At 40.3% G+C, this 25,210-nt stretch carries 29 protein-coding genes; 8 read left to right on the top strand and 21 right to left on the bottom strand.

The window, feature by feature from the left end:
* Positions 1-29 precede the first annotated feature (29 nt).
* Entirely contained in the window at positions 30-1,874 is a 1,845-nt protein-coding gene (locus tag NWP17_RS07065) for a peptidoglycan D,D-transpeptidase FtsI family protein (protein ID WP_280654206.1), read from the top strand.
* Here the strand turns inward: NWP17_RS07065 and NWP17_RS07060 are convergent.
* Complete coding sequence (locus NWP17_RS07060; protein WP_280654205.1) at positions 1,866-2,969, bottom strand: glutamate--cysteine ligase; 1,104 nt, start codon at positions 2,967-2,969, stop codon at positions 1,866-1,868. The two genes, NWP17_RS07065 and NWP17_RS07060, sit on opposite strands and share 9 nt — an antisense overlap.
* Before the next feature lie 328 nt (positions 2,970-3,297).
* Between NWP17_RS07060 and obgE the strand changes: the two genes are divergently transcribed.
* The gene (obgE, locus tag NWP17_RS07055; protein WP_280654204.1) at positions 3,298-4,326 is read left to right on the top strand and encodes a GTPase ObgE; all 1,029 of its coding nucleotides are present in this window, start codon (positions 3,298-3,300) and stop codon (positions 4,324-4,326) included.
* Positions 4,327-4,630: 304 nt separating this feature from the next.
* Positions 4,631-5,311, top strand: coding sequence for a Coq4 family protein (locus NWP17_RS07050; protein ID WP_280654203.1), 681 nt, complete (start codon positions 4,631-4,633; stop codon positions 5,309-5,311).
* 88 nt (positions 5,312-5,399) lie between these two features.
* On the opposite strand, the gene NWP17_RS07045 is transcribed toward NWP17_RS07050, so the two are convergent.
* The 5 genes from NWP17_RS07045 to NWP17_RS07025 all read right to left on the bottom strand — a co-directional run bounded on the left by NWP17_RS07045 (position 5,400) and on the right by NWP17_RS07025 (position 7,748).
* A complete protein-coding gene (locus tag NWP17_RS07045; protein ID WP_280654202.1) occupies positions 5,400-5,771 on the bottom strand; it encodes a hypothetical protein in 372 nt (123 codons plus the stop codon).
* Between the two features lie 179 nt (positions 5,772-5,950).
* On the bottom strand, positions 5,951-6,313 hold the full coding sequence (locus NWP17_RS07040; protein ID WP_280654201.1) for a hypothetical protein: 363 nt from the start codon (positions 6,311-6,313) through the stop codon (positions 5,951-5,953).
* Between the two features lie 269 nt (positions 6,314-6,582).
* A complete protein-coding gene (locus NWP17_RS07035; RefSeq protein ID WP_280654200.1) occupies positions 6,583-6,894 on the bottom strand; it encodes a hypothetical protein in 312 nt (103 codons plus the stop codon).
* Positions 6,895-6,896: 2 nt separating this feature from the next.
* Positions 6,897-7,160 (bottom strand): hypothetical protein, encoded by a 264-nt coding sequence (locus NWP17_RS07030; protein WP_280654199.1) that lies wholly within the window; start codon positions 7,158-7,160, stop codon positions 6,897-6,899.
* 162 nt (positions 7,161-7,322) lie between these two features.
* Entirely contained in the window at positions 7,323-7,748 is a 426-nt protein-coding gene (locus tag NWP17_RS07025; protein ID WP_280654198.1) for a hypothetical protein, read from the bottom strand.
* Positions 7,749-8,514: 766 nt separating this feature from the next.
* Between NWP17_RS07025 and cysK the strand changes: the two genes are divergently transcribed.
* Positions 8,515-9,450, top strand: coding sequence for a cysteine synthase A (gene cysK, locus NWP17_RS07020; protein WP_280654197.1), 936 nt, complete (start codon positions 8,515-8,517; stop codon positions 9,448-9,450).
* Between the two features lie 165 nt (positions 9,451-9,615).
* Here the strand turns inward: cysK and NWP17_RS07015 are convergent, their stop codons facing one another.
* From NWP17_RS07015 to NWP17_RS07005, 3 genes are all read right to left on the bottom strand, one after another.
* Positions 9,616-9,822: a peptidoglycan-binding domain-containing protein gene (locus NWP17_RS07015; protein WP_280654196.1), complete on the bottom strand. Its 207-nt coding sequence runs from the start codon at positions 9,820-9,822 to the stop codon at positions 9,616-9,618.
* A gap of 197 nt (positions 9,823-10,019) precedes the next feature.
* Complete coding sequence (locus NWP17_RS07010; protein WP_280654195.1) at positions 10,020-10,343, bottom strand: hypothetical protein; 324 nt, start codon at positions 10,341-10,343, stop codon at positions 10,020-10,022.
* Positions 10,344-10,464: 121 nt separating this feature from the next.
* Positions 10,465-11,514: an isochorismatase family protein gene (locus tag NWP17_RS07005; protein ID WP_280654194.1), complete on the bottom strand. Its 1,050-nt coding sequence runs from the start codon at positions 11,512-11,514 to the stop codon at positions 10,465-10,467.
* Positions 11,515-12,201: 687 nt separating this feature from the next.
* On the opposite strand from NWP17_RS07005, the gene NWP17_RS07000 reads away from it, so the two are divergent.
* Complete coding sequence (locus NWP17_RS07000) at positions 12,202-12,441, top strand: hypothetical protein (protein ID WP_280654193.1); 240 nt, start codon at positions 12,202-12,204, stop codon at positions 12,439-12,441.
* Positions 12,442-12,587: 146 nt separating this feature from the next.
* Positions 12,588-13,844: a dihydroorotase gene (locus tag NWP17_RS06995; protein ID WP_280654192.1), complete on the top strand. Its 1,257-nt coding sequence runs from the start codon at positions 12,588-12,590 to the stop codon at positions 13,842-13,844.
* Between the two features lie 58 nt (positions 13,845-13,902).
* Here NWP17_RS06995 and era read toward each other — a convergent pair whose 3' ends face one another.
* The 11 genes from era to NWP17_RS06940 all read right to left on the bottom strand — a co-directional run bounded on the left by era (position 13,903) and on the right by NWP17_RS06940 (position 24,010).
* Positions 13,903-14,859: a GTPase Era gene (gene era, locus NWP17_RS06990; RefSeq protein WP_280654191.1), complete on the bottom strand. Its 957-nt coding sequence runs from the start codon at positions 14,857-14,859 to the stop codon at positions 13,903-13,905.
* Positions 14,860-14,981: 122 nt separating this feature from the next.
* Positions 14,982-15,974, bottom strand: a complete 993-nt coding sequence (locus NWP17_RS06985) for a hypothetical protein (protein ID WP_280654190.1) — start codon at positions 15,972-15,974, stop codon at positions 14,982-14,984.
* Between the two features lie 193 nt (positions 15,975-16,167).
* Positions 16,168-16,797, bottom strand: coding sequence for a Uma2 family endonuclease (locus NWP17_RS06980; protein ID WP_280654189.1), 630 nt, complete (start codon positions 16,795-16,797; stop codon positions 16,168-16,170).
* A 22-nt stretch (positions 16,798-16,819) separates the two neighbouring features.
* Complete coding sequence (locus NWP17_RS06975) at positions 16,820-17,935, bottom strand: LptF/LptG family permease (RefSeq protein WP_280654188.1); 1,116 nt, start codon at positions 17,933-17,935, stop codon at positions 16,820-16,822.
* 125 nt (positions 17,936-18,060) lie between these two features.
* A complete protein-coding gene (gene lptB, locus NWP17_RS06970; protein ID WP_280654187.1) occupies positions 18,061-18,789 on the bottom strand; it encodes an LPS export ABC transporter ATP-binding protein in 729 nt (242 codons plus the stop codon).
* Between the two features lie 23 nt (positions 18,790-18,812).
* Positions 18,813-19,271 (bottom strand): LptA/OstA family protein, encoded by a 459-nt coding sequence (locus tag NWP17_RS06965; RefSeq protein ID WP_280654218.1) that lies wholly within the window; start codon positions 19,269-19,271, stop codon positions 18,813-18,815.
* A 209-nt stretch (positions 19,272-19,480) separates the two neighbouring features.
* Entirely contained in the window at positions 19,481-19,873 is a 393-nt protein-coding gene (locus NWP17_RS06960) for a DUF309 domain-containing protein (protein WP_280654186.1), read from the bottom strand.
* Positions 19,870-20,235 (bottom strand): ferredoxin thioredoxin reductase catalytic beta subunit, encoded by a 366-nt coding sequence (locus NWP17_RS06955; protein ID WP_280654185.1) that lies wholly within the window; start codon positions 20,233-20,235, stop codon positions 19,870-19,872. The genes NWP17_RS06960 and NWP17_RS06955 overlap by 4 nt, the downstream gene beginning before the upstream one ends.
* 70 nt (positions 20,236-20,305) lie before the next feature.
* Positions 20,306-21,457, bottom strand: a complete 1,152-nt coding sequence (locus NWP17_RS06950; RefSeq protein ID WP_280654184.1) for a DUF58 domain-containing protein — start codon at positions 21,455-21,457, stop codon at positions 20,306-20,308.
* Positions 21,458-21,510: 53 nt separating this feature from the next.
* The gene (locus NWP17_RS06945) at positions 21,511-23,382 is read right to left on the bottom strand and encodes a CheR family methyltransferase (protein WP_280654183.1); all 1,872 of its coding nucleotides are present in this window, start codon (positions 23,380-23,382) and stop codon (positions 21,511-21,513) included.
* Positions 23,383-23,542: 160 nt separating this feature from the next.
* Positions 23,543-24,010, bottom strand: a complete 468-nt coding sequence (locus tag NWP17_RS06940; protein ID WP_280654182.1) for a hypothetical protein — start codon at positions 24,008-24,010, stop codon at positions 23,543-23,545.
* Between the two features lie 284 nt (positions 24,011-24,294).
* Between NWP17_RS06940 and NWP17_RS06935 the strand changes: the two genes are divergently transcribed.
* A complete protein-coding gene (locus NWP17_RS06935; protein WP_280654181.1) occupies positions 24,295-24,420 on the top strand; it encodes a hypothetical protein in 126 nt (41 codons plus the stop codon).
* A gap of 155 nt (positions 24,421-24,575) precedes the next feature.
* A complete protein-coding gene (locus NWP17_RS06930) occupies positions 24,576-24,797 on the top strand; it encodes a DUF4327 family protein (protein ID WP_280654180.1) in 222 nt (73 codons plus the stop codon).
* Between the two features lie 149 nt (positions 24,798-24,946).
* Here NWP17_RS06930 and NWP17_RS06925 read toward each other — a convergent pair whose 3' ends face one another.
* The gene (locus tag NWP17_RS06925; protein ID WP_280654179.1) at positions 24,947-25,195 is read right to left on the bottom strand and encodes a hypothetical protein; all 249 of its coding nucleotides are present in this window, start codon (positions 25,193-25,195) and stop codon (positions 24,947-24,949) included.
* Positions 25,196-25,210 lie beyond the last annotated feature (15 nt).

The following is a 25,210-nucleotide window of genomic DNA, read 5'->3' as shown; positions in this document are numbered from 1 at the left end:
ACGGTCAACTTTTGATCCTGAGTAAGTCAATGCAAAAGTCACAGAGTAAGTTAAAGTTGAAAAATTTTTCTAACCCAGCTAGGAAAAAAGGAAAAAAGTCTTTTATTTTCGGATTGATGCAGAAGTTTGGCTTGATTTTTCAGACTCAAGACCAGATACTAAGTCCAAAATCCCGATTATTTGTTGTCTGGGGCATATTAATGGCTGCAGGGTTGGGGTTGGGTATTAATTTGTATCGGTTGCAAATTATTCAGGGATCAAAGTTAACCCAAAAGGCACGTAACCAGCAAATGGTGAGTTTACGGCCTTTTGTGCCTCGTCGTCTGGTGATAGACCGCAATAACAATGTATTAGCAGTTGACCGCCCTGTATATACTTTGTATGCCCATCCCAAGCTGTTTAGTCGGTCTCATCAACAAATCGCAGAGCGTCTGGCTCCCATCTTGGATAAAACCCCTAGTGAGTTAGTAAAAATTTTTAATAGCCGCAAGAGTGGAATTACACTTGCTTCTGCTCTGCCGGAGAACAATGCTGACCGTGTGAGAGCATTACGCTTAAATGGGCTGGAACTGATTCAAAAAGATTCCCGATATTACCCGCAAAAAAATGTGGTGGCAGATGTGGTGGGGTATGTGGATGTTGAAGGTCGCGGTCAGGCTGGTATTGAATATAGCCAAGAGAATTTATTAGAACGTTCTTTGCAGACGGTCCGCCTGAGTCGGGCGGGTAATGGAAGTTTGTTACCAGATTATGCACCGGAGGGATTTTTAAATTTTGATGACCTACGATTACAACTAACTATTGATAGCCGTTTGCAAAGAATCGCCCGTACTGCTTTACAAGAACAGGTAGATAAGTTTAAGGCTAAACGTGGGGCAGTAATTGTCATGGATGCTACCGACGGTTCCTTACTAGCTTTAACTTCCTATCCTACCTATGACCCTAATGAATATTCCCAAGCTGATATTTCTCTATTTAAAAACTGGACAGTGGCTGATCTTTATGAGCCGGGATCAACTTTTAAGCCTTTGAATGTGGCCATTGCTCTAGAAAATGGTGTGATTAAAGCAGATGATGTATTTCATGACCCCGGTTTTATTCGCATAGGTAAACACACCATCAGAAATGCTGGTCACAATAGCTATGGGGATATTAGTATTGCCAAAATACTGCAAACTTCTAGTAATATTGGCATGGTGCGGATGATTCAACGCCTGAAGCCTTCAGTCTATTACAACTGGCTGGAACGTTTGGGACTCGGACAAACCTTTGAGACTGATTTACCCTTTAAAGTGAATGGACAAATCAAAGGTGAAAAACAGTTTCTTAGTTCACCCATTGAACCAGCAACTACATCCTTTGGGCAAGGCTTTTCTTTAACACCTTTACAGTTGGTGCAAATGCACGGCGCTTTAGCTAATGGCGGTAAATTGGTTACACCTCATGTGGTACATGGATTAGTAGATAGCAAAGGACAGATGCACTATTCCCCCAGTCTTCCCCCACCACGGCAAATCTTTTCACCAGCTACAACTCAAACAGTAGTGGAAATGATGGAAACTGTTGTTGCAGAAGGCACTGGTAAAGCCGCACAAATTCCCGGTTATCGCATTGGTGGTAAAACAGGTACATCTCAAAAAGCTAGTCCCAATGGTGGTTATATGCCCAATGCCCGTATTACCAGTTTTGTGGCTATTTTACCAGTGGAATCTCCCCGGTATGTGGTTTTTGCGGTGGCGGATGAGCCAAAAGGTGGAAATGCTTATGGTTCTACTGTTGCTGCACCAATTGTTAAGGCTGTGATGGAAGCCTTAATTCCTCTGGAAGGGATTCCGCCCAGGCAAAAAAATCATCAAGATTCTCGATTAAAATAAGTAGGTCTGTTCCAGGGCTTTTTCGATGGAACCTAAACGCTGGTAGGCTTCTATGAGTTGATGGGATTTAGTTTTACCTTTAGCTAATATTTCTTTTAATGGGGTTAGTAAATGCACATCTGCATCATTGGACAGGGCTGCTTCGGCTGCTTGTAAAAGCTGTACAGCCTGAGCAAAAATATCTGGATGATTAAAACCTTGTTTGGCAGAAATTTGGTGTAGACTTTGGTCGGGTGTGGTTTCCCTACCTGGTAAGGTTTTATCTAAAATCAAACCTTTTAATAATGCCAACAAAGCCCCATAAATAGAAAAGTCATCACAACTATCACAGGCTTTAAATTCAATGCGCCCCACTTCAGCGGGAATGCGGGCGATTTTTGTAAGTGGGGGTATGCTGTTTATTAATTGCTCTTGTTTCTCCACAAATACTAAGGCTGCGGACCTGGTTCCGGTTCTAACAAAAGTTCTCACTGATAAACCATCCCACAATTCCCCATGGTAAAAAGGAGAACTATAAGTAAAAGGAATGATGTAGGGACTGTAATAAGTTAATTTTCTGCCAATGTCAAGTAGGTTTTCATATGGTAGGTCTGCTAGGGAAATATTTAAATCTGGCCCGTAGGTCACCATGTAAATATTGGCTGTGCGTTCATCAGGATAATGCTGTAATTGTTTGAGTTCATATTTATTTAGGGGGGGTTGCGGATCAAAGGCGGTTTTATAAGGGTTAAAACTAGTTAAAACTGGGGAGAAACCGTAGCTAGTAGCGACTTGACGCAATAAGTCAAAACTGGCTGACAATTCGGTTAAAGCGCCTTGGATATCAGGGTGAATAGTGGTTCTGATTTCTATACCTTTGGGAAGACAGCCAATTACTTGGTCAGAATCGGCAAATCTTTCAAACCCTTCGATATACCATCTTTTTTGCCTAATACCGGCATCTCCCACCCGCAATTGTAAATAGTCCTTGGGGTAGGTGGGTAGTTTTTCCACAATTTGATTGAAGTCAGCAAATTTGGTTTGGGAAAAATCAGCAAATTTTCCTTGTTGGTTCAGGAAGGCGACTTCGTGTTCAATACCAAAGTAAAATGTCATGTATATTTGATTACGATTAATTCTAGTGAGATGAGACTTTGCTTACCGAGACTCTTTCTCGTTAAAAAGATTGTACCAAAACTTGGGGATGGAGAGCGATCGCTATTTACTATTGCTGCTAAAGTAAAGAGGGGTGGTTTTTGTATGTTTGGGAAGAACTTACCAAGAAGATGGAAACTAGTTAGAGGAACTGTATTAAGCAGGGAGCAGGATACTTGCACTACAACAGGATGATTTACATCTGTATCTCTCGTGTTTAAGAAATACTATATATTTGTATCTCACTCAGCTTAAATTTCCCAACAACCAATAAGTAATAACTAATATTATGCAATTTATTGACCAAGCAGTAATTGAAATTGAAGCCGGTAAAGGTGGTGATGGTATTGTCGCCTTTCGACGTGAGAAATACGTACCAGCAGGGGGTCCCTCCGGTGGAAACGGCGGTAAAGGCGGTTCTGTGATTTTTGTGGTGGATACTAATCTACAAACCTTGTTGGATTTTAAATACAAGCATCTGTTTCAAGCGGATAATGGTGGACGTGGGGGTCCAAATAATCGCACTGGTGCTAATGGTAAAGATTTAATCATTGAGGTTCCCTGTGGTACTTCTGTTTATGATGCTAGTACAGGGGCTTTGTTATGTGATTTAGTTGAACCAGGACAACGTTTTTTAGTGGCGGAAGGTGGTAAGGGCGGTTTGGGAAATCAGCATTTTTTGAGTAACCGTAACCGGGCCCCGGAATATGCTTTACCAGGACTACCAGGAGAAATGAAGGTGTTGCGATTAGAGTTGAAACTGTTGGCGGAGGTGGGAATTATTGGTTTACCCAATGCTGGTAAGTCTACACTCATAGCGTCTCTATCCTCAGCACGCCCTAAAATCGCCGACTACCCTTTTACAACTCTTATTCCTAATTTGGGTGTGGTGAGAAAACCTACTGGTGATGGTACTGTTTTTGCTGATATTCCCGGTTTAATTGCTGGTGCTTCCCAAGGTGCGGGTTTGGGTCATGATTTCTTACGCCACATTGAACGCACAAAGGTTTTACTACATTTGATTGATGCAACTAGCGAAGATGTACTTGGTGAATACAAGACTATTCAGCAGGAGTTACAAGCCTACGGGCGGGGTTTAGCCAAGCGTCCCCAAATTTTAGCCCTCAATAAAATTGATGCGGTGGATAGGGAAAAAGTAGATTTACAAGGGTTGGCGACCCAACTTAATCACCTCTGTTTGTGTCCAGTTTTTTTGATTTCCGCAGTTACCCGCACGGGTTTAGAACCAATGTTACAAGAAATTTGGCGGGTAGTTGATGAAATGAATCAAGCTGAGTCCGTGGAATTGTTACGGTAGGTGGGGATAAGTTTTCTGGTCAATGCGATCGCACGCGGTAGCGTCTCGAAGAGATAGCGCTCCGTAGGAATGACTTTTCTACGGTGATTGTTTAGATGGGATTATTGGTTTTCTGTATGTGGATCTTTCCAATTAAACAACAATTTACGGGTTTATGCAATCCCTCTCAAGATCAATGAAAAAATGATTTATTTTTATCAAAAATGAATGAAGCATATTTTTGGTAATGCACAAAGGTTAAATCTTTAAATCATGCACTTGAATTTTAATTAGCAATAGCTTAAGGGAAACCCAGAAAATCACCATGGTCAATGTAATTACCTATGACAGTAATCAAGGACTGCTGAGTTACATTATTCAATTTCTGGCATCTAATACGTTAAAGATTGAGGCTGGTGGAACTGATGTATTATTTGATTTTGAAGATGCGCTTGATCAAACGGAAATGGCACAGTTAGCTGTTAATGAATTGAAGAAAATTCCCGAAGTGAATGTTTTGTTTAAAGAACGTTGGCTTCCTAGTGCTTTTCATCTGGATGAGTTAAGCCAGTTTCCAGAAGGAACTTTAGGTCATGTTTATGCTGCTCAAATTAAGTCCCGAAACTTTAATCCCTATTTCTATACAACAATCCCTGTAGTTGATGATATTTCTTATCTGAAGATGCTGTGGAGGACTACTCATGATATTTATCATGTGATGACTGGTTTTGATACTCATGCGGTGGGTGAAATCGCACTCCAAGCCTTTTTTATCGGTCAAACACCTATTCCTATTAGTGCTATGATTGTTAGTTTTGGCATAGTGATGATTAGTCTTTATCAACCACATAGTTGTAAATATTTAATGTCGGAAATTTCCCGTGGTTATAATTTAGGTTGCCAAACTCCAGGTAAGTTGATTGCTCAAAAATGGGATCAATATTGGGATGTACAACTTAGCGATATTCGCGCCCATCTGGGAATGAAGGGGATTTTTTCACACTGATTTCTAACTAGCTCGCCGTTGTCTTAATGGTCTGTTTTAATTCCCCTCCCGAGGGCGGGAAAGGTGAAGATCAGATTAGGTTTGGTGATTACATCCAATCCCGATAGGCAGAAATTTCATTAACGCTGATTTCAAAGGGCATTCCTTTGCCAAAAGGCGGATAAACACGAATTTTGGCGTTGCTGGTGAACCTCTCTAGTCTATTGCCTAATTGAGTAATATTACTGACTATATGCCAGTAAGATACCATATCAGGGCAATCAATAATTAGCATCAGCGTTGTGCTATTCTTGGTCAAGTACCATTCACAGTTGGATAACAAGACTTGGGTAATGCGATCGCAGGCTTGAAAAAAGCATCTACCAGTAGATCGCTCTAACTCTAGATGCAGCATTCCATCCTGTTTTGTCACTTCGGAGGGTGGTAAATCATCAGGGGGAAGCAAGTTTAGTTTAGACATAATTTGGAGCCTCTTGGTTGCAGCGCTGCAAACTATCTCAGTTTTTCGGCAAAACTCAAGATGAAGGTTTGAGTGCTAATGTTTTGATTTTGTCGCCACAAATCCTCACATCACCAATAATCTTCATTGCCACAAGTATTTATGGAATCAAGAATTTAAGTTGTTACGTTGTTACGTTGTTACGTTGTTACCCATTGTAATTCTAGCCATAGGCGGGGGTTTTTCTCCTTTAGATTCGACATGGGGTCTCCTAGTAGTCGCTTGGCGTTCAGACAAACCACTTGAACTAAGCCCATATTTTCTGCCAATTCTCTGAGTAGATTTTTTTGGGCTTGGACATGGGGAAGGATTTGTTCTGGGCAATAAATCCCTACATATTGTAAACGTCTGGCTGGTCGTCCCCAAAAACAGGTGATGACTTTCACATGGCATCCATCTAGTAACTCCCCAAGTTTTGGGTAATAGTGAGTGACAACTCGTGTGAATTCTTTAGCTAGGATATGTTCAGCAATCATATTAACTGATGTTTCTGTAGCGTTCATCACGCTATTTAATATAACATATTTTTGTCAATTAAGCCTGACAAATTATAGTTTTTTTTTGGTTTTTACTATTAAAAAACGAGGCAAATTATGATTTAGCCTCGTTTCAGACATATAGCATTTCTACAATACCTGAGATACAAATGTAGAGATACAAATGTAAATTATCGCCTGGTAACACAAGCATCCTGCTTGTTAATAATGTACCTCACTAAGGGGCGAAACCCCCTATAGGGTTTTCTATTGTTGATTTTCCTTGCCAATTGTGACTAACGAGTTTTGCGCTCCGCCATTAAAACCTCAGCCACCATTTCTGGCACATCTACAAAATCTGCAAATCCTTCTGAAGCGGGAATGGGGGATACAAATGTGTAGTTGGGGTCACACATTGCTGTATCATAAACTTGAATAAACCAACGATCAGGAAATCCGGCTACACCTAATTCTACAATATACCAACTCTCCCCCATGGGACGGGAGCTAAAGATCATAAACCATTCTCTGTGATCTTCTGCTATGTTCCAATCAGCCATCAGGAACTCTAAGGCTATTTTCCCTGCATCGGTTGCAGTTAACAACATACTTACTCCTTATGGGCGGTGTCAGAATTGGGGACTTGATATAAGCCCAGTTGCTTTGCTAATTCACGAGCCACAAAGAATAAAAACTGAGCCCCATCTTGATTACCACTGTGGGCAAAACTAGCCGCCACTTGTAGCATTGTTTCTACAAAACCAGTATCAATCAATTCTGGTTGAGCTTCTAAAATTTCTGGTTCTTGACCGTTGGGACATTTAAGCAATTGGTCAATTAAATCAAAATATTGCAGTTGGCGTTCTTCTGTCATGATAATTTGGTTGGGAGAATAACTATAATTGGCGGTGATATAGCGAATTTTGCCCAAGTGAGGTACATTCTGACGCGCGAAGATGTATTTAGCAACAAGCAGGACTTGTGCTACAAGACGATCATTTACATTTGTATCTCATGTGTTTAAGAAATGATATAATTAGTCAATACTTCGCTGCCAGAGCTTTTCTAACATTTCCACTTGTTCTTTTAAGATAGCGGCACGATAAACTAGATATCTGTCGTAAACAATAATCCCTATGCCCACGAAAATGGGGGTGATGACAACAAACCATTGTAAGATGGTAACAAGTTTATATCGTTCAGCAGCAGTTAATAATCGGTTGACAAAATGACCATGAGCAGTTTCTTGATTGGTCTGATGTGGAGATGAGCCAGTACTTACTTGATTAGCAAGCAAAGCAGAATTATCTAAATTATTTTTGTGAAGTTCACAAACTAAATTCTGCGTCTTAACTAATTCTAAATGTCTTCCCCAAACTATGCTAAACACCACCACACCTGGAGCAACCACCACTAAAGTTACTAAACAGACTGCGAGAACATTTAAAAGTCTGACTTTCATCTTTGCTCTCCTTAGCTAGGTATTTACCACTAGAAAGATTTTGATATTTACCTAACTAACTTTAATTTGCACTTTAACAACAGTTTTCACAGTAAAGATTCATGATTGCTCACTATGGTAATTTTTGGGTAACGGAAGAGTTAAGAAGTCCCCCCTGGTTCTGTGGGTGAAACCCTAGGAACTTCGGGGGGTAGAGGGGAATCTCTGCGTAAATCCTATAAACTTTATAGCAGCCTTCTGTTTATATCCAAGTTTAACTGAGCCGAATTAAGATTATTAAATATATTAAAGTAGTACTCAAAGCTGATAAGTTCTATATTTTCAGACTTATATAAATTATTTTGGGTCTGGGTACTAGTATTTTTCAAGGGGGGTACTGGCATTTTTTAACTGGGGTATGAGCATTTCTGTACTCAAGGCTAAAGCTATATGGGGCAATGGTAGGGGAGGGTTTGTACTTGAGTTTTTCTCTGTTTACAGGTTGTACTCAAAGCAATAGATGCTGTGGGGAGTATATACTATAGGCTGAAAAAAAACTATTATTTTTTCTGGATGGGGGAAAATGCAGCTTAGGATACTATATATATATTTCTATGTGTGAAAATTAATTTTTATCAGCCTAATGATAGAATCAAGGCAATATATAAAAGGGTGTTAGCCAAGGTTTTCAATGGTGATGTTAGGAAGAAAGAAAAACTTTTTTATACATTAAGGGAGATTTTTAAAATATCCTCGGTTCTGTGTTCTCTGTTCCTGGAGTTAATTTATGAAAATTGCTAAAGATATTACGGAATTGATTGGTAAAACTCCCTTAGTGCAATTAAATAAAATTCCTCAAGCTGAAGGAGTAATGGCCAGAATAGTGGTTAAACTGGAAAGCATGAACCCCGCTGCTTCAGTTAAAGACCGCATTGGAATTAGTATGGTGATGGCCGCAGAAGCACAAGGTTTAATTGAGCCGGGTAAAACTATTTTAGTGGAACCCACTTCTGGCAATACGGGTATTGCTTTGGCTATGGTGGCAGCAGCCCGTGGTTATCGTTTAATTTTGACTATGCCAGAAACTATGAGTAAAGAACGACGGGCTATGCTCAAAGCCTACGGCGCAAGTTTGGAATTAACACCAGGGACAGAGGGAATGCGGGGAGCAATTAATCAGGCTGAAGCCATTGTGGCTAAGACTCCCAACGCTTTTATGCTGCAACAGTTCCGCAACTCAGCTAACCCCAAAATACATCGAGAAACTACAGGTGAGGAAATTTGGGCAGATACTGACGGTCAAGTGGATATCCTCATTGCTGGGGTGGGTACTGGTGGTACTATTACTGGTATTGCTGAAGTGATGAAATCATACAAGCAGAGTTTTCAAGCGATCGCTGTTGAACCTAGTAATAGTCCTATCCTGTCTGGTGGTGTGGCCGGATCTCATAAAATTCAAGGTATTGGGGCTGGGTTTATCCCAGATGTGCTGCGCCTAGAATTAATTGATGAGGTGATTAGAGTTAGTGATGAACAGGCCATAACCTACGGCCGACGTTTAGCCAAGGAAGAAGGACTACTATCTGGTATATCCTCCGGGGCGGCTTTGTGTGCTGCAATTCAAGTGGGCAAACGCCCAGAAAATGCTGATAAGTTAATTGTCATGATTCAGCCTTCTTTTGGAGAACGTTATTTAAGTACACCAATGTTTCAAGATTTTTGAAGGAAATATCAACGGCGATTAAAATCACCGTCAAGTTTTTTTGTTTATTTGGAAATTGAGCGATCGCATTTCTCAAAGATGTTTAGCGTTACATTTCATTAACGCCAGCTAAGAAAGCAGCGATCGCACTTATCCAGCAACCTCTTTAGCTTGTTTGTCCTCTCCTCAAGGGTTAGACATTGAATTGAAAAGAACCTTCCAAGTATCCCGACCAACCCATCCGTCCACTTTTAACCCTTTTTCTTTTTGGAAAAGCTTCACTCCCGCTTCAGTATCGCTTCCATAAAAACCGTCAGCACCATGTTGTCCAACTGAATAACCCAAGTCAAGCAAGCGTTGTTGAACGTGCTCGACAATCACTCCATTGATCATTGAATCTTGTCCCCACTCGCTGGGGACATTAATTGAATGGAATAAGTTGAGTAAGTAAAATAAAACCCAAATTTAACTGTATTTTCAGCGTAATTAGCAACCAAAATAAATAACTTCAACCATCGAGACCCCAGTAAAATTTCCTGTATTTCATCTCCAGCAAATACAGTAACTTCAAACTCTTGACCATCTATCAATCATATTCTGCCACTAACTCCCGTTTCATTAATGCCATAAATATGATGAATTAAATGAGGATACTTTTCCCTAGCCATTTTACTAACTACTTCCTTATCCTGATCAATAAAATAATCACCACTATCAGGTTCAATAGCAATGTACCAACCATAGTATTTATCGAGTATTTCTGGTTTTAAACGTTCAAAAATCACCCAACAACGATCCGAAAATGCCTTTCTTCTCGCTCTATCTTGAGCTTTTTGTTCTTCCGTCCATTGAATTTCAGGAAATACTCTCCCACGTCTGACTATAATTATTGTTTCTACACTATTATAAAACATCCTCATTGTGAGATACATTTTTAGGGTGACTGTATTAAGTAGCGAGCAGGATGCTCGCAATACAGTACTTTGATACTTTACATTTGTGCCAGAAGTGTTGAAGAAAAGCTATATGAGATTGTTAGAAGTAATTAGCTTGAAGTTGAAAAAACTCATCATTTGAGACAACTGGACAATATGCAAACTCCAAAGCAGCCATAAAGGCACAATGAACATTTTTAGCTGACACTTTATGCCCTCTAAATTCCAAAGGTCTCGCTGCACAAGCATCATGAACTACAACGCAGTCAAAGCCAAAATCAACTGCTGCACGAGTGATGGCTTCAATACAATTGTTAACCATTGCACCAAAGATGACCAATCGTTTCGCCTCTAGGCGGTTCAACACTTCCATTAAATTTGTTTCACGAAAACTGTTAGCGTAGAGTTTTTTGATCACATATTCACCAGGTAAAGGTTTTACTGATTGGTGTATTTCAACTCCATAAGTGCCGTCAATAAAAAAAGTGGCATTAGAATCAGGTGAAAAAATATGTTGAATGTGAACTACAGGTATATTATTAGACCGTGCTAAATCCAGTAATTTAACTGCATTTACAGTTGCCATTTCCATATCTGGTAGTTCCCACAAACCCCCTGAGAAATAATCATTCTGTATATCAACTGAAATAAAGACTGTTTTCGGGAGGCTATTACCAGATTGTACAGATTGAGTTGGCAATTTTGGTTCTTTGATGCCATGATTAACATTCTCCGTCGGCTCATTTTGCTGGGCTGTAGAATCAAGTTCAACTATCCACTCAGTACCAATACCAGCTGGCCTGGTTGTTAAACCAGGTTCTGTGTCAAGACGATGTAAATAATCGCCCTTCCAGGACTTGAGTTTGACTTTGTTATTACCGATTGATTCAACTATCCACTCATTACCAATACCACTAGTCCAGGTTGTTACACCTTTTGATGTGTCACGACGATGTAAATAATCGCCTTGCCAGGACTTGAGTTTGACTTTGTTATTACCGATTAATTCAACTATCCACTCATTACCAATACCATTATACCTGGTTGTCACACCTTGTGCCGTATCTGGACGATGTAAATAATCTCCCTGGCAAGATTTGAGCTTGATTTTATTGTTACTTGTCAGGAGGGATGGAAATGAAGTAATCATGGTGGTTGTCTACACTTTATAAATAACGGAGTCAATGACTGACTTTTTTCTTTTTCATACTACTATTATGACTTGTTGCCTTTGGATTTGATTACCAAAATTCACACAAATTGACCTTGTGAAATATAAATATGAAAAAATTTCCCCCCCCATTATTCCTCTTTCCCAGGGGGGCTGTTACTTTATTTCTTCCCCCTCACTCCATCATTATTTAGTTTTCTAACGGCATTACTCTGGTTTAGCCGCAGTTCAGCTAAAATGGCTGAAAGGGTTATTTTTCCGTTTTAACCTGCGGTTCCTTACTGGATAAGGGTTTCAGCGATTTTGATCATGGGTTTATGGGTGATTTAGCTATGATTTTTCCTGACCTTCGGAAACCGTGTCTAGACTTCTTACCAGGTAAGGGTTTAAAATGGGGGGGTCCCCACTCGCTGGGGACATCAATTGAATGGAAAGTTAAACATTGGTTAATCACTGGACTACAAGCAGGTATAGGTTCTCAAGTTAATACTGGTTATGGCCAACTAAATACTAGAGATAAAGTAACTTTACAAGTTACTTTAAATGAATTTTTCAAAATCAAATTTACGTTAGAAGGTCAACTAATTCACGGCTCCCAAAGATTTAGGGACGTTGATCGACCTTTTGATTTGAATAATTTGAAGATCAATGGCAAATTAAGACCAAATGCTATATGGTTTAGCAATTCTGCACAGTCAAGAATTAAAATTTAGGGGTAATTATGATGGTGATCTGTGCGGGAAAGTAGTTAGAGAAGTTAAACCTTCTCCTGTATGGATCGCAGATTTAGATGACTACCAAGTGGTGACAGTATTTGGCGCTAATGAAAACCCCCGCAAAAAGTATTTACAAAATTTACAAACTCTAGGGGAGAGTATACAACTTTTTCCTTTAACACAACAGTAACCCCCAACCTAAACACCCCACCCCAGCCCTTGTCCTCCCAGAAGAGGAAAGCAAAACTGCTGGGTATCAATATACCCTGAGCGTCTCAAGCATAAAAATAGTACAACAAAAAGATTAGACTATTTAAAATGCTTAGTTGTAATTTTATGAGAGAACTGCTAAAACAAGTCAGGGTAATTGATCCAGGGTTGGGAATTGACCAAGTAGCTGATATAGTCATTGCTGATGGTGAAATTGAAACTGTGGCCACACAAATTTCAGAAATTAGCGCTGATACTCACATTCAAGATGGTCGGGGGTTAGTTCTGGGTACTGGTTTAGTGGATTTATATAGTCACTGTAGCCAACCAGGATTTGAAGAACGAGAAACTCTCTCATCTCTACTACAAGCTGCTGGGGCTGGGGGATTTACAAGAATTAACATTCTACCAGATACATCTCCAGCTATTGATCACCCTGCCATTGTGGCACAGTTGCAGCAAAAAAGTAGAGAAATAAACAATACACCCCATGTTTATGTGTGGGGTGCAATTACTCAAAATTTGGGGGGAAAGCAATTAACAGAATTAACAGATTTAGCGATCGCGGGGGTGGTTGGTTTTACAGATGGACAGCCTTGGGAAAATATAGCCTTGGTGCGGCGAGTGTTGGAATATCTCCAACCAACCAATAAACCAGTGGCGTTTTCTCCGGGCGATCGCTTATTATCTGGAAATGGAGTCATGCGGGAAGGTGCAGAGGCTTTGCGTTTGGGTTTACCTCCGGTCCCTGTGAGTGCGGAGACCACAGCCATTGCTTCTTTGTTAGAATTAGTCACAGACACGGGTACACCAGTACATATTATGCGGGTCTCCACAGCCCGCAGTGTAGAACTGATAGCCTGTGCTAAGGCCGCGGGTGTACCCATCACCGCCAGCACAACTTGGATGCACTTATTACTTGACACCACAGCAGTTAAGAGTTATGATACCAGCCTACGGCTAGATCCTCCTTTAGGTAATCCCAGTGATGTAGAAGCTTTACAGGCGGGAGTAAAACAAGGGGTGATAGATGCCATCGCCATTGATCATGCACCTTACACCTATGAAGAAAAGGTCCAAGCTTTTGCAGAATCCCCGCCGGGAGCAGTTGGTTTAGAATTAGCATTACCTTTACTATGGCAGCACTTGGTTGAGAGTGGCAAGTTTACAGCTTTAGAATTATGGCGTGCTGTAAGTACCCAACCTGCAATATGCTTACAACAAAAACCCAGTATGATTACTCCTGATGAAAAAGCCGAACTAACTTTATTTGACCCCCAAGCCCTGTGGAAGGTAGAAAATAGCAGTCTGCATACACTTTCTAGTAATACACCCTGGCTAGGACAAGAAATTAAAGGTCGTGTGGTGAGAGTTTGGGTATAATCAGCTATGAGAGCATTTCTTAAACACGTGAGATACAAATGTCAATGATCGTCTACAGTTACTCTTCCAAATGGTAGCCAAACTCTGCTAAACTCATGGGGGACTGTCGCCATTTGGGTTGTACCTTCACGAATAGCTCTAAATACACCTTACCGGCGATTAGCTTTTGAATTTGTTCCCTCGCTGCACTACCAACGGCTTTGAGCATTGAACCACCTTTACCAATCAAAATACCTTTTTGGGAGTCTCGCTCAACATTGATAGTAGCCATAACACGGGTAATAGTGGGAGTTTCTTCTACTTTATCAATAGCGATCGCCACTGAATGAGGAACTTCCTCTCGTGTTAAGAGTAAAATCTGTTCGCGGATCAATTCACCCATAATAAAACGTTCTGGTTGGTCAGTGACCAAATCCGGGGGATAGTAAAGGGGTCCTGGGTCTAAATATTCAGTTAATAACTGTTGTAATTGTGGTAATCCAGCATTGGTATGGGCAGAAAATTTGACCATGGGCCATGCTTGGGGTTTAGCCATAGCTTGGTAACTTTCATCTATTAACTGAGAATTTGTTGGTTGTTGGTCAATTTTATTCAAACCCAAAATTACAGGGGTTTCAGTCCGCACCAGCAAATCCGCAATAAAGCGATCGCCAGCACCACCAGCCACTGATCCATCCACCACAAACAACACCACGTCTACTGATTCTATAGCATTTTTAGCATTTTTTACCAGCACTTCTCCCAATTGATGATGGGGTTTATGAATTCCTGGTGTATCCACAAAAATCAATTGTGCTTGGGGAGTAGTTAAAATTCCTCGCAAACGGTTCCGTGTAGTTTGTGCTACTGGCGACGTGATAGCAATTTTTTGTCCTACCAATTGATTCATTAAGGTAGATTTACCGACATTCGGGCGGCCAACAATGCCGATAAAACCTGATTTAAATCCAGGAGGAGCTTGGGGGATAGATACTGTTTCCGAAAATGAGAAATTGTCGTTATCACTACTATTCACCTTTAGCTCCACCCCAATATATTACAGATTGAAACATATAACCCTGGCATTTTGAGGTACTGCCTTTATTTAATTTTAATCTATCTATCAAGGCTTTCACGGTGCTTAGGCTTCTTTTCTGGCTAGGGGGTGGGAGATCGCCAGATTAAATTACCATTGTTATCAGTTACCACCGGGGATATGGGTACTGTTATATTTTGACTGGGAGACTGAATAGTGGGGGGTAAAACTTGACTGGGCAGAGTATGAGGTGTTAATATTTTTGGACTTGCTGGAATCTTCAACGACTCAACACCATTGGGATGATTATAGGTGTGGCGGGGTAGATGGTTTGGTGCGGCTATGGTTGACTGAATACCAGGGGGAAAAGTTGGGTTGGGTGAGGCTTGGTGGGGCTGGCTCTGCCAGACTTCCTTGGAGTAAACTTGTTTATAGGGGCTGATTTGATTTGTAGTTTGACTATTTAGTTTTGGACTATTTAAACCAGACAAACTGGGATAGGTTGATTGGTTAACTAGTGTTGGTGAGTCAATAATTAAGTTAGTATTTTCGCTGTTATCAGTTTGATTAACCACGGCTATTGTTTGTACTCCTAATAGTTGAAATACAGGTTCTTCCCAAGAGTTGATACTTGGCGACTGACTAGCAATACCTACTGGTACTGACTGTAATAGAGTTTGAGCCTGTTCTACAAAAGGATTCTTGTCTTCAAATGTGTTTAGTGGGGGGTTTGATTGGGGAGTACTAGAAGACTGTTGTTTGTTAATTTTCTGGATTAACTTATCGTTATTCTTGCTCTGAGATTTTGCCGGAGGTATCTTAGATATAAACAGTAAATTTGCCTGTTTCAAATCATTAAACAAAGTTGGTAAAGTGTCAATATCTGCGGCAATAGCTTGGTCTTCGGCTGAAACCGAGTAATTATCAGACGGACGAGCAGTAATTTCTTGATTTTCAGTGTAAGTTAAGACTTTTGGATTAGACCAGTATTCTCTGATGACCAACCCGATTACAAACAAAAAAATTGCCGTTCCCCAAAAACCAGGTTTAGTTAAATTCAATAACCTAGCCTTTAGGTAACGTAAATAAGGGGGAGGATAGTGACGATGTGGCATAGATATCAATATATAATATATATATATATGTGGTGGGTAACTTCTAATATATATGTTTCTGGATCAGCTATTGCTTAAATTTTGTGTACACCTAAGCTAGTTGTTGCTTATGGGGGTTTTCCCTCCTTAGTCAGGTATATGATTAGCAAGCAGGACTTGTGCTGAGTGCTACAAGGCGATGATTTAAGCTTTGTTAAACTTCAGCAATGCAGCCCGCTTGAAAAATTTGGTTAGCAGTTAAGGATAATTCTGTTAAAGTTGAGGACACTATTCTTTCATGACCTCTAAATTGAGTGATTTGATATTCTCCATCTATCAGTTCATGAATGGAAATAGTTGGTTGTTTAGGACTGCCAATAAATCGTCTACCACCTAAACCCAAATAATCCACTACCCAATATTCAGGAATACCTATTTCCTCATAATCTCCTGCTTTATTCAAATAATCAATACGCCAATTACTGCTGACAACTTCAATAACCAGCGGTATTGAATATCCCTGAATAACCGTTGATTGCGTTTTCCATAATGGTTCATTAACCAAATTAGGACGATTCAAAACTAAAATATCTGGGGAATAAGCCGATTCGCTTTCAGGTGGTTTAATTAAAACATTTTTAGGGATTCCATAGGGTAAATTTAAGCGCAGATATTCAGATGTAATTTTTTCATTTAAAAAACAAATAATATCTTCATGTTTTCCTACTGGTTGATTCATTTCAACAATTACCCCGTGATGTAACTCATAGGGTCTTCCTTCTGGTTTCCACTTGATAAATTCCTCAAAAGTTACTAGCTTAGTCTTGAGTAAAACTTGAACCATTGTTTACCTACCTTCCTTAGTCTCACCGTTGGGCTACTCGTATCAATAAAAATAAACCGATGCCTAAAAACAGGAAATTAGGTAACCAAGCACCGATGAAAGGGGAGAAAATACCAGCTTGTCCCATGGCACCACTGATAAAAAAAACTAAATAATAAGTAAAAATAACTATAACACTCACACCGAAACTTGTACCTCTTCCGCTACGCTGGGGTCTAGTTCCCATAGCCGCACCCACTAAGCCAAAGACCACACAGACAAATGGCAAAGACATTTTTTGTTGGATACGTACTTCCAGCTTACGAATTTTTTGTCTATCGCCGCCAATACGTTCTATTTCTAACTGTTGTAAAGACTCCGTAATATTCATTTCCCCATAGTCTCGTCTTCTCTCCACCAAGTTTAAGGGGGTGCGAGGTAGTTGTAGTTGTTGGTGTTCAAAACGTAAAATGTTACGATAGGAGCGATCAGGAGCTACTAAGTAAACAGTACCATTGTAAAAATCCCAGACATTTTCATCACGATTCCACTGGGCAGATTCCGATACCACAATTTGATTTAAACCTTCTGTGCTGCGGTCTATGATTGTTAAACCCTTCATTTGTTGACCATCAAACTGGTCAGCATAAAATAACCGTGACAATACTCTAATTTTAGAGCCATCTTCCTGTAAGCGATCGCGGTATTCCGGATAAAAAATATTAGTCTGTTGTAGAGTCGGTTTATTTGACTTCAGGGCTTGTTCTAAAGTTATAGTTGCTTGATAATTGGCTGCTGGTGCTATTTGTTCATTAAAAATAAATGTCATTACCGTCACCACCAGACTCAACATCACAGATGTTAGTACCATGCGATAAACACTCACCCCACAGCCACGCATTGCAATGAGTTCGCTTTGGCTAGAAAGACGACTATAAGTCATCAAACTAGCCAACAGAGTAGACATGGGGAAGGCTAAAACAATAAAATTGGGAAACTTTAACAAAAAAACCTGAATAGCAATGTTGATTGGTAATCCAGATTCGACAATTTTCCTCACTAACTCAAACACAGCATCAATAGTGACACCCAGTGATGAAAACGCACCCACACCGAATAAAAATGGTGCTACCAATTCTTTAGTTAGGTAACGATCCATGAGTGTTAAAGGCAACCAAGAATACAGGCTGTATAAAGGATTGAGGTTTTTTGATATCATACGCAACTATAAGAATTAACTATGGACACCGTTTGACAAAACCCAAAAAATCATGTGCCAATCAATTAAACTTGAAAATTATCACCCAAATAGTATTGACGGACAAGAGGATTATTATAGAGTTCTTCAGGATGACCAAAAGCCAGAATTTGTCCCTCACGCATAATATAGGCGCGGTCTGTAATGGCTAGAGTTTCCCGCACATTATGGTCTGTAATTAAGATACCCATGCCGCGATCGCTCAATTGTGCCACAATTTCTTGAATTTCAGCCACTGCGATGGGATCGACCCCGGCAAATGGTTCATCTAAAAATAAAAATTTTGGACCATCTCTTCCCGCGGCCAAGGCCCGGGCTAATTCTGTCCGCCTTCGTTCTCCTCCGGAGAGTTGAATTCCCTTGCTTTTAGCCACTTTTTCCAAACGAAACTCCCGCAATAAACTTTGGGTTCGTCTTGGCCATTCCCATCGTGGCACATGAGTTTGTTCTAGTACCAAGAGAATATTATCTTGTACTGAAAGTTGACGAAAAACGCTTGGTTCTTGAGCTAGATAACCAATGCCTAATTGCGCTCTTTTGTGCATAGGCATTGCTGTAATTTCCAGATTATCCAGCCAAACTTTTCCTTGGTTGGGTTTTTCTAGACCTGTGGCAATGTAAAAGGTCGTCGTTTTACCAGCACCATTAGGGCCCAATAAGCCGACGACTTCGCCTTGAGAAATGGAAAGGTTGACGCGATTGACGATATTTCGCTTACCGTAGGATTTGTGAATATTCTCTAAAACAATTTTCACGATTCGCGTCCGGTTAATTGATCCTAATTAGATTGTCCACTAATTTCACCATCATTGACCATATAAACCGACTCAACCTGACGGTTAGACTGAGGCAAGGCGACAAAACGTCCTTCGTCAATCAGATAAGTTACCTTCTCAGCCCGGATACTATTTACTCCCTGTTGTAAAATATATACATTTCCACTCAAATCAATGCGGCGTTCCTTGCTAAAAAATTGTGCTTGAGCTGCTGTGGCTTTAATCTGTCGAGCAGGATACAACATTTGCACATTACCGCGTGCTGTGGCCACTTGAGTGTTGGCGTTGTATTCTTGCACATCAGCACTGATTGTCAACGGACTATTTTCCCTAGATGTCTGTGCAGTGGCAGTTTGCACATGACTGGGAATGGTCAAAGGAGCCAAGAGTGCCGCTGGTAACATCAAGGCTATTCCCAGGCGACGCATTTGTGAGACTGGCAGTTGATAACAGGACATGATGTTTTGATTAATTATGGGTATCAGCTCGTATACTAATTATCTCAATTGGTTTATTCAGATATCAAATCTACATTCGGGAGTAAGTTGGGATAACTGTTAGCTGAAATCATGACGGTTTTTCCATCTTGAAAGTTTCGCCCATGTCACCCCCCCAAGCCCCATTCCCGGGTAGAGATGGGAAGGAGTTTGAGGGGATAATATAATAGGGTTCAGCCGTTGACTAGCAGAATTTTGGCTGTAGGCAAAGTCTGATGATCATCCCAGTCACCAGTACTGAACTTTTCTGCTCCCATTTCTTGTAATGCTGACAACAATGCTGCACTCTGACTCAATAACTCGTCTACATCAATACCACTATACACAGATGGATAACGCCGCAGGCGATTAATGCCTTCTCCCAGTAAAATTACTGCTCCTCGCCAGTTACCATTCTCTAAATGATACTGTGCTACAGCAATTTGTAAAATGCCTTGATAAAAGGTTTTTTCTGGTTCGTTTGCTTCTATCCATAAGGCTTCTAGAGTGTCATGACAAGTGTAGAACTGCCCAGAGTTAAACTGTTCTACTCCTTGCCAAAACTCCGGGGGGATAACTTCGCTCATCCCATGCTGGCTCGCACTTCTTTAATAGTTTCTAGGCTAATTTCTTGTTGGTCTCCAGCAAATTCGTTATCTGGGGTGAGAAATAGCATACAGTGGCATTCTTTCCGTTCTCTCATGGGTACACAGGGACAATTCCAATATGCAGCACTGACTTCAGCTTGCTTGTCCTCGTAGTGGCGACACGGACACAAAGGCGCACCTAACTCATCTTTATGTTTTGCTAGTCCTTCAATTACTACTGCGGTGACGGAAGGTTCAGAACAGAAGTATGTTCCTGTTCGTTTGGCGTACTGTTCGGAAAAATGCCGCATTGCTTCTAAGCTTTTATCAGTGGATGTTTTGTTATTGTCTGATGAGATCATATGGATCGGCTCTGATAATTTAAATATTTCTTTGCATTGTAACTCATTGATCATTGGTAAACATTGCCATTCACCTTAACAATTTTTGCAGTTGGGGTTGTAGTTCTTGTTGGCTCTGGACGATAATACCAGGATAATTGTGATTAACTACTTGTGGTTCGGCTGCTGAGGCCACACTGTGCCACAATAGCCAACGACTACCTTGAGGTAGGGAAGCAAGGGTAATGGAGTTTTGAGTGAGCCAAATTATGGGCTGACGGTGACCATGGCCACTGCTCACATCTTCTTGATATTGTGTTGCTGCTAAAGTTTCTAACACTACAGCATCACCTCTAACTAAACCGGTGGATGCTGTCCATAATTGCACTTGTATTTGTTGGCGCTGGGCATAAAAATACAAAGATGCTGCGGCAATTACTGCTTGTTCAAAGTTTTCTGCTTGCCAGTTACCACTACTGTCAAGAGCAATAATTATTTCTTGTCCACTGATAACTGTTTCTAGCTCACGTACTCGTATTTCCCCGTGGCGGGCGCTTGTGCGCCAGTGAATTAAACGGGTGGGGTCGCCCATGCGGTATGGACGTAGCGATCGCACTAACCCAGTTGTAGCTGCTTGAGCAATTCTACCACGGATATCACCTGTGTTGCTCTCTTCTTGTCCCATTTCATCTACCAAGGGGCAAGTAGTTAAAGGTAACACAGTGGGATAAACAATGGCGTAAGCCGGACACTGACGCTGACGACGACACCAAAACAAGCCTAAAGGCGCGCCACTAGCTAGTTCCACTGTATGCCAGCGATAAATTCCCCGTTGCCGAGTTGGTTGATAATATACCCAAAGATAACTACTGTGGCTATTAATTATTTCAATGGGTGTTTTAACTGGTTTCCCTAAGATATAAGGTATTATATCTTCCACTTGCAATAAACTCACGGGCCGCGGGGTGTGATTGCAGATTTCTAATTCCACAGTCAAGTCATCCCCTGCGGATATGGGTCTAATAGGACGACGTTTGACAACTAAACCCACAAGCGATCGCGCTGGTAAAAAAGCTGCCATAGCCAAAAGTGCAAAACTAATGCCACTAATGGCATATAGCCACCCTGCCATTGTATTAACAGCAGCACCAAAAAAACAAATTGCAATCCCTGCCAATACCCAGGCGGTATATACTGGAGCAGCAGCGCGGGTTTCTAACCAACTGGTAATGGGTTTAATCATCTTCGAGAAGATTTATATTATATATCATTCTCACAGTGTATGACTTTTTCCATCTAGTCTGAAAAGTCGGGGTTTTCTGGTGGTTGTCCTTGGACATTTTCTATACTAGAAATCGTGCTTTGCAGTCGTTCTACATCTGTCATCATCAACACCGCCCCCTCTATTTCCGTACTGAACAAAGGTGTAATAGCTACATAACATTTTATTTGTCTACCCCGGCGATTAATGGCATCTAATATCATTTCTTGAAACTGCTGCTGCCCAGATAAGCAATCCCGAATTAGCGATCGCAATTCCTCCACAGACAAGCCAATGTCTAAACTAAATAAAGATTTTTTTAATACTTCTTCTGCTCTTAATCCCCACAAATCCTCTACCATATAATTCCAAACTAAAATCTTATAACTTTTATCAATTACTATTATTCCCGTTTGCAGACTTTTGAGAATACCAACCAAAAAAAGATTAGTGCGGTTGAGTTCTATAGTGCGTTCGTTGAGTTCATTATTAATTGTTTGTAATTCTTCATTGGTGGACTGTAGTTCTTCGTTCATTGTTTCCAATTCTTCATTGGTGGATTGTAGTTCCTCGTTAGTAGTCTCTAATTCTTCATTGGTAGATTGTAGTTCCTCATTGGTAGTTTCTAAATTTTGTCGAGAGCGTTGCAAAGCTTCTTGAAGTTGAATAAACCGAGTGACATCATGAAAAGCAATGCTGACACCTAAGCAGGAGTTATCAACATCTTTCAAAGGGATAATTCTGATATCTAAATATTGCACTTCTGTATTGGATAAATACCGCTCTATATTTGTTAGGGTAATGGTACGGCTTTCTGCATAAGCCCGTTCGATAGGCGATCGCAATTCTATTGGCCGATAGGAAAGTTCTAAATCTTGAAAAGGACGACCTAAATCCTTGGATGAAAGACCAAACACAGTCCGAGCATGAGCATTAATAAGTACTATTATACCAGTAATATCTACTACTATTTGAGCAGTGGATGCCAAATCAAAAGCCATTTCTCGCAGCCGTATATGGGGAGATACTCGGTTGGTAACTCCTTCATCCACTGTATTTGCCATAACTAGCAAGCGATCGCGCAAATTAGTTACTGATACTTTGCTGAAGATGCGATTTTTCAAATTTACAGCAGTAAATAAATTAGAATGTATTAGCAGCATCTCTGCTTTTCCTAAAAAAAGATACCCTGTATCATTGAGGGCAAAATGAAACCGGGCCATAATGCGCCCTTGGGTTTCCGAATTAAAATACATCAGTGTATTCCGACACACAAGCAAATCTAAACGAGAAATTGGTGCATCTTGGAGCAAATCATGACGACCAAAAATAACACAGCGCCGTAGGTCTTGGCGAAAAACATAGTTATTTCCTACAGACTCAAAATATTTTTCCTTCAGTTCAGATTCTATCACCTGAACATCCTTAGCTGAATACACAGCTTGACGGGCTTGATTCAAGGCTTCTTCATCTATATCTGTGGCATAAATTTTTACCCGTTGTCCAAATTCTTCTGCTCCCAGAAGTTCAGCCATTAGCATGGCTAAAGTATACGCCTCTTCACCAGAAGCACAACCCGCACTCCAAATCCGGATTTGCTCAAAGTTATTTTTGAGTGTGACAATATTAGGTAAAACTTCTTCTGCTAAATATTCCCAGGCGGAGACATCTCGAAAAAAGCCAGTGACGTTGATCAGAATGGTGTTAAAAAGTTGATTGAATTCCTCTGGATGCTGTTCTAAGTAGTCTAAATAAATACTAAAAATTTCTATCCCTAAATGTTGCATTCGCCTACGTACCCGACGGATCAAAGTTGAACGCTTATAGCCAGTGAAGTCAAAGCGTCGGCTTTGTCTGAGATAAGCCAGTAGATTTTCAAACTCAGGGTTATTTTCTCCAGCAGTCATAATTCAAGAATGGGGAATCAAAGGTGGGACACAAAAACAATGAGGATGGTTTTTGATCCCATCTTCTTAATTTTTGCAGTGATTATCATCAAATTTTATACTTTACTTGCTTCTGAGTGTTAAATTAATTAAATTTTTTTTGATTACCATCCACGGTTTTTTAAAGTTTTTGAGATTTTTTAGTTTTTAAAGTAGGACGCATCGCCTCTCTACCTAAAATAAACATTCCAGTTATACCCAAGCTCACAAACCAAACATACTCATACCAATATTGGCGAACTTGGTCTAAGGTGTTAAGAGCAGGATGCAAAGAATTAATATAAAGCAGTAGTACAAGTATCATCAACCCCCCAAAACCAACAAAACAGAGACCAATATAAATCCGTGCTGGACGTAGTTCAAAGTCGCTAATTTGTTCTAAATTAATTTCTACCAGTTCCTGCCAAGATTGATCAGCTACATTTGATGCTACTTGTAACTTATGACTAAGTTTTGGCGGTAATATGGGTATTAACATGGCTACAGTAGGGCGACGCAGAGCAGTTTCAGTAGATCGCAGCAATTTTAGTGACTGATGAGTATGACCCTTCCTAGCATTGGAAACCGTGGTTTTGCTTTGAGAATCCATAGCACACCCAAGAAGAAATAGGCTATTTATAGCCTAGCGAATCAATCACCAGTCTGGCAAATCTCTATTTTATTTGCCAACTCTGGATACTTGGCGCTAATTGTTAAAGAATTTTACCAGACCATCTACTAGGCGATCGCTGAGATTTTTTTTCATGGTTTAAAGTCTTCTGGATGGGTCTATCTCAAGACTGATAGCAATTCCCGTTTAAATATGCGATCCTAGGCAAAGTGTGGAGGCATAGAGTCGGTTTATTCATATGCTGCACAGGGCCACGGTCAGTCATGAAGCCACCTCACCTGCGCCCAGTTCGTCCAACTCGACTACCCAGGGTGAAGCCGCGATTTCTCATGGTTAGGGCGGTGAATGTCAGTTTAGGCTGGAATCATCACAAAAATTTATCTCTGTAACTGCATTGTTGTACTAGAAAAAGAAATGGCTATCACCATCAAAATGTTTTGATTCTTAACATTTTTGCTCTTTTTTTTGTATAAGTTGAAGATAGAGCCAAAAAAACTTATTGTGTTGAGTATCAATTCCTTAATTAAAAGCAAAGGAACGGTGTATGGATACTGCTGTTAAATATCATATTGGGTTGATCAGGGAAGAAGCACGCCAACTAGTTCAAAAGGGTCTTATTGACCGTCAAAAGCCAATTTATTCCTTATGTAAATATGTTCCTAATCACGACTGGATATTGTTTGAGTTAGAACTAGAAAGAAATGAGTTTTTACTCAGAGATAGAATTATTGATCTATTGAGTAGTGAAACATGGGAAGAAGATTGATCAGCAAAAAAAAAGATAACCAATGAGCAAATAAAAACCGCCCACTGGGTTGGTAAAGATTCTATGATTCCTGAAAATTGAAAATATAAGAATCCCGATGGCTTGAACATATCGGGATTCTGGGTAAGCTAGTGATTAAGTCTTTGGTATTAGACCGGCAAATCTTGTACTCCAATCCATCCGGTGATAGTTTTACCTTTACTGGTAAAAAATATCTGATTGTCGCGATTGTGAATTTTATCTGCTGTTTTTTCCGTCATAACCTGTTCTGGTAAACCAGAAGTTAGTCGATTATATACTGGCATATCTTGCCAACAACGGCGACAAAACCAAGCAAAGCCTGAGACACGTATATGCGGTAAAAGTAATCCTGAACAACAAGGGCAGTAATTAATCATTTTTCACCCTCCTGA

It is taken from the genome of Chrysosporum bergii ANA360D (assembly GCF_029891735.1).
GTDB lineage: Bacteria > Cyanobacteriota > Cyanobacteriia > Cyanobacteriales > Nostocaceae > Umezakia > Umezakia bergii.
Note: the sequence above shows the minus strand (reverse complement) of the source record. Positions and strands in the feature narration are given on the sequence as shown.

Bases quoted from the DNA above. Each gene is read 5' to 3' on its own strand.
- NWP17_RS07065 (WP_280654206.1), top strand. From the start codon at position 30: ATGCAAAAGTCACAGAGTAAGTTAAAGTTGAAAAATTTTTCTAACCCA.
- NWP17_RS07060 (WP_280654205.1), bottom strand. From the start codon at position 2,969: ATGACATTTTACTTTGGTATTGAACACGAAGTCGCCTTCCTGAACCAA.
- obgE (WP_280654204.1), top strand. From the start codon at position 3,298: ATGCAATTTATTGACCAAGCAGTAATTGAAATTGAAGCCGGTAAAGGT.
- NWP17_RS07050 (WP_280654203.1), top strand. From the start codon at position 4,631: ATGGTCAATGTAATTACCTATGACAGTAATCAAGGACTGCTGAGTTAC.
- NWP17_RS07045 (WP_280654202.1), bottom strand. From the start codon at position 5,771: ATGTCTAAACTAAACTTGCTTCCCCCTGATGATTTACCACCCTCCGAA.
- NWP17_RS07040 (WP_280654201.1), bottom strand. From the start codon at position 6,313: ATGAACGCTACAGAAACATCAGTTAATATGATTGCTGAACATATCCTA.
- NWP17_RS07035 (WP_280654200.1), bottom strand. From the start codon at position 6,894: ATGTTGTTAACTGCAACCGATGCAGGGAAAATAGCCTTAGAGTTCCTG.
- NWP17_RS07030 (WP_280654199.1), bottom strand. From the start codon at position 7,160: ATGACAGAAGAACGCCAACTGCAATATTTTGATTTAATTGACCAATTG.
- NWP17_RS07025 (WP_280654198.1), bottom strand. From the start codon at position 7,748: ATGAAAGTCAGACTTTTAAATGTTCTCGCAGTCTGTTTAGTAACTTTA.
- cysK (WP_280654197.1), top strand. From the start codon at position 8,515: ATGAAAATTGCTAAAGATATTACGGAATTGATTGGTAAAACTCCCTTA.
- NWP17_RS07015 (WP_280654196.1), bottom strand. From the start codon at position 9,822: ATGATCAATGGAGTGATTGTCGAGCACGTTCAACAACGCTTGCTTGAC.
- NWP17_RS07010 (WP_280654195.1), bottom strand. From the start codon at position 10,343: ATGTTTTATAATAGTGTAGAAACAATAATTATAGTCAGACGTGGGAGA.
- NWP17_RS07005 (WP_280654194.1), bottom strand. From the start codon at position 11,514: ATGATTACTTCATTTCCATCCCTCCTGACAAGTAACAATAAAATCAAG.
- NWP17_RS07000 (WP_280654193.1), top strand. From the start codon at position 12,202: ATGCTATATGGTTTAGCAATTCTGCACAGTCAAGAATTAAAATTTAGG.
- NWP17_RS06995 (WP_280654192.1), top strand. From the start codon at position 12,588: ATGAGAGAACTGCTAAAACAAGTCAGGGTAATTGATCCAGGGTTGGGA.
- NWP17_RS06985 (WP_280654190.1), bottom strand. From the start codon at position 15,974: ATGCCACATCGTCACTATCCTCCCCCTTATTTACGTTACCTAAAGGCT.
- NWP17_RS06980 (WP_280654189.1), bottom strand. From the start codon at position 16,797: ATGGTTCAAGTTTTACTCAAGACTAAGCTAGTAACTTTTGAGGAATTT.
- NWP17_RS06975 (WP_280654188.1), bottom strand. From the start codon at position 17,935: ATGGATCGTTACCTAACTAAAGAATTGGTAGCACCATTTTTATTCGGT.
- NWP17_RS06960 (WP_280654186.1), bottom strand. From the start codon at position 19,873: ATGAGCGAAGTTATCCCCCCGGAGTTTTGGCAAGGAGTAGAACAGTTT.
- NWP17_RS06955 (WP_280654185.1), bottom strand. From the start codon at position 20,235: ATGATCTCATCAGACAATAACAAAACATCCACTGATAAAAGCTTAGAA.
- NWP17_RS06950 (WP_280654184.1), bottom strand. From the start codon at position 21,457: ATGATTAAACCCATTACCAGTTGGTTAGAAACCCGCGCTGCTGCTCCA.
- NWP17_RS06945 (WP_280654183.1), bottom strand. From the start codon at position 23,382: ATGACTGCTGGAGAAAATAACCCTGAGTTTGAAAATCTACTGGCTTAT.
- NWP17_RS06940 (WP_280654182.1), bottom strand. From the start codon at position 24,010: ATGGATTCTCAAAGCAAAACCACGGTTTCCAATGCTAGGAAGGGTCAT.
- NWP17_RS06935 (WP_280654181.1), top strand. From the start codon at position 24,295: ATGAAGCCACCTCACCTGCGCCCAGTTCGTCCAACTCGACTACCCAGG.
- NWP17_RS06930 (WP_280654180.1), top strand. From the start codon at position 24,576: ATGGATACTGCTGTTAAATATCATATTGGGTTGATCAGGGAAGAAGCA.
- NWP17_RS06925 (WP_280654179.1), bottom strand. From the start codon at position 25,195: ATGATTAATTACTGCCCTTGTTGTTCAGGATTACTTTTACCGCATATA.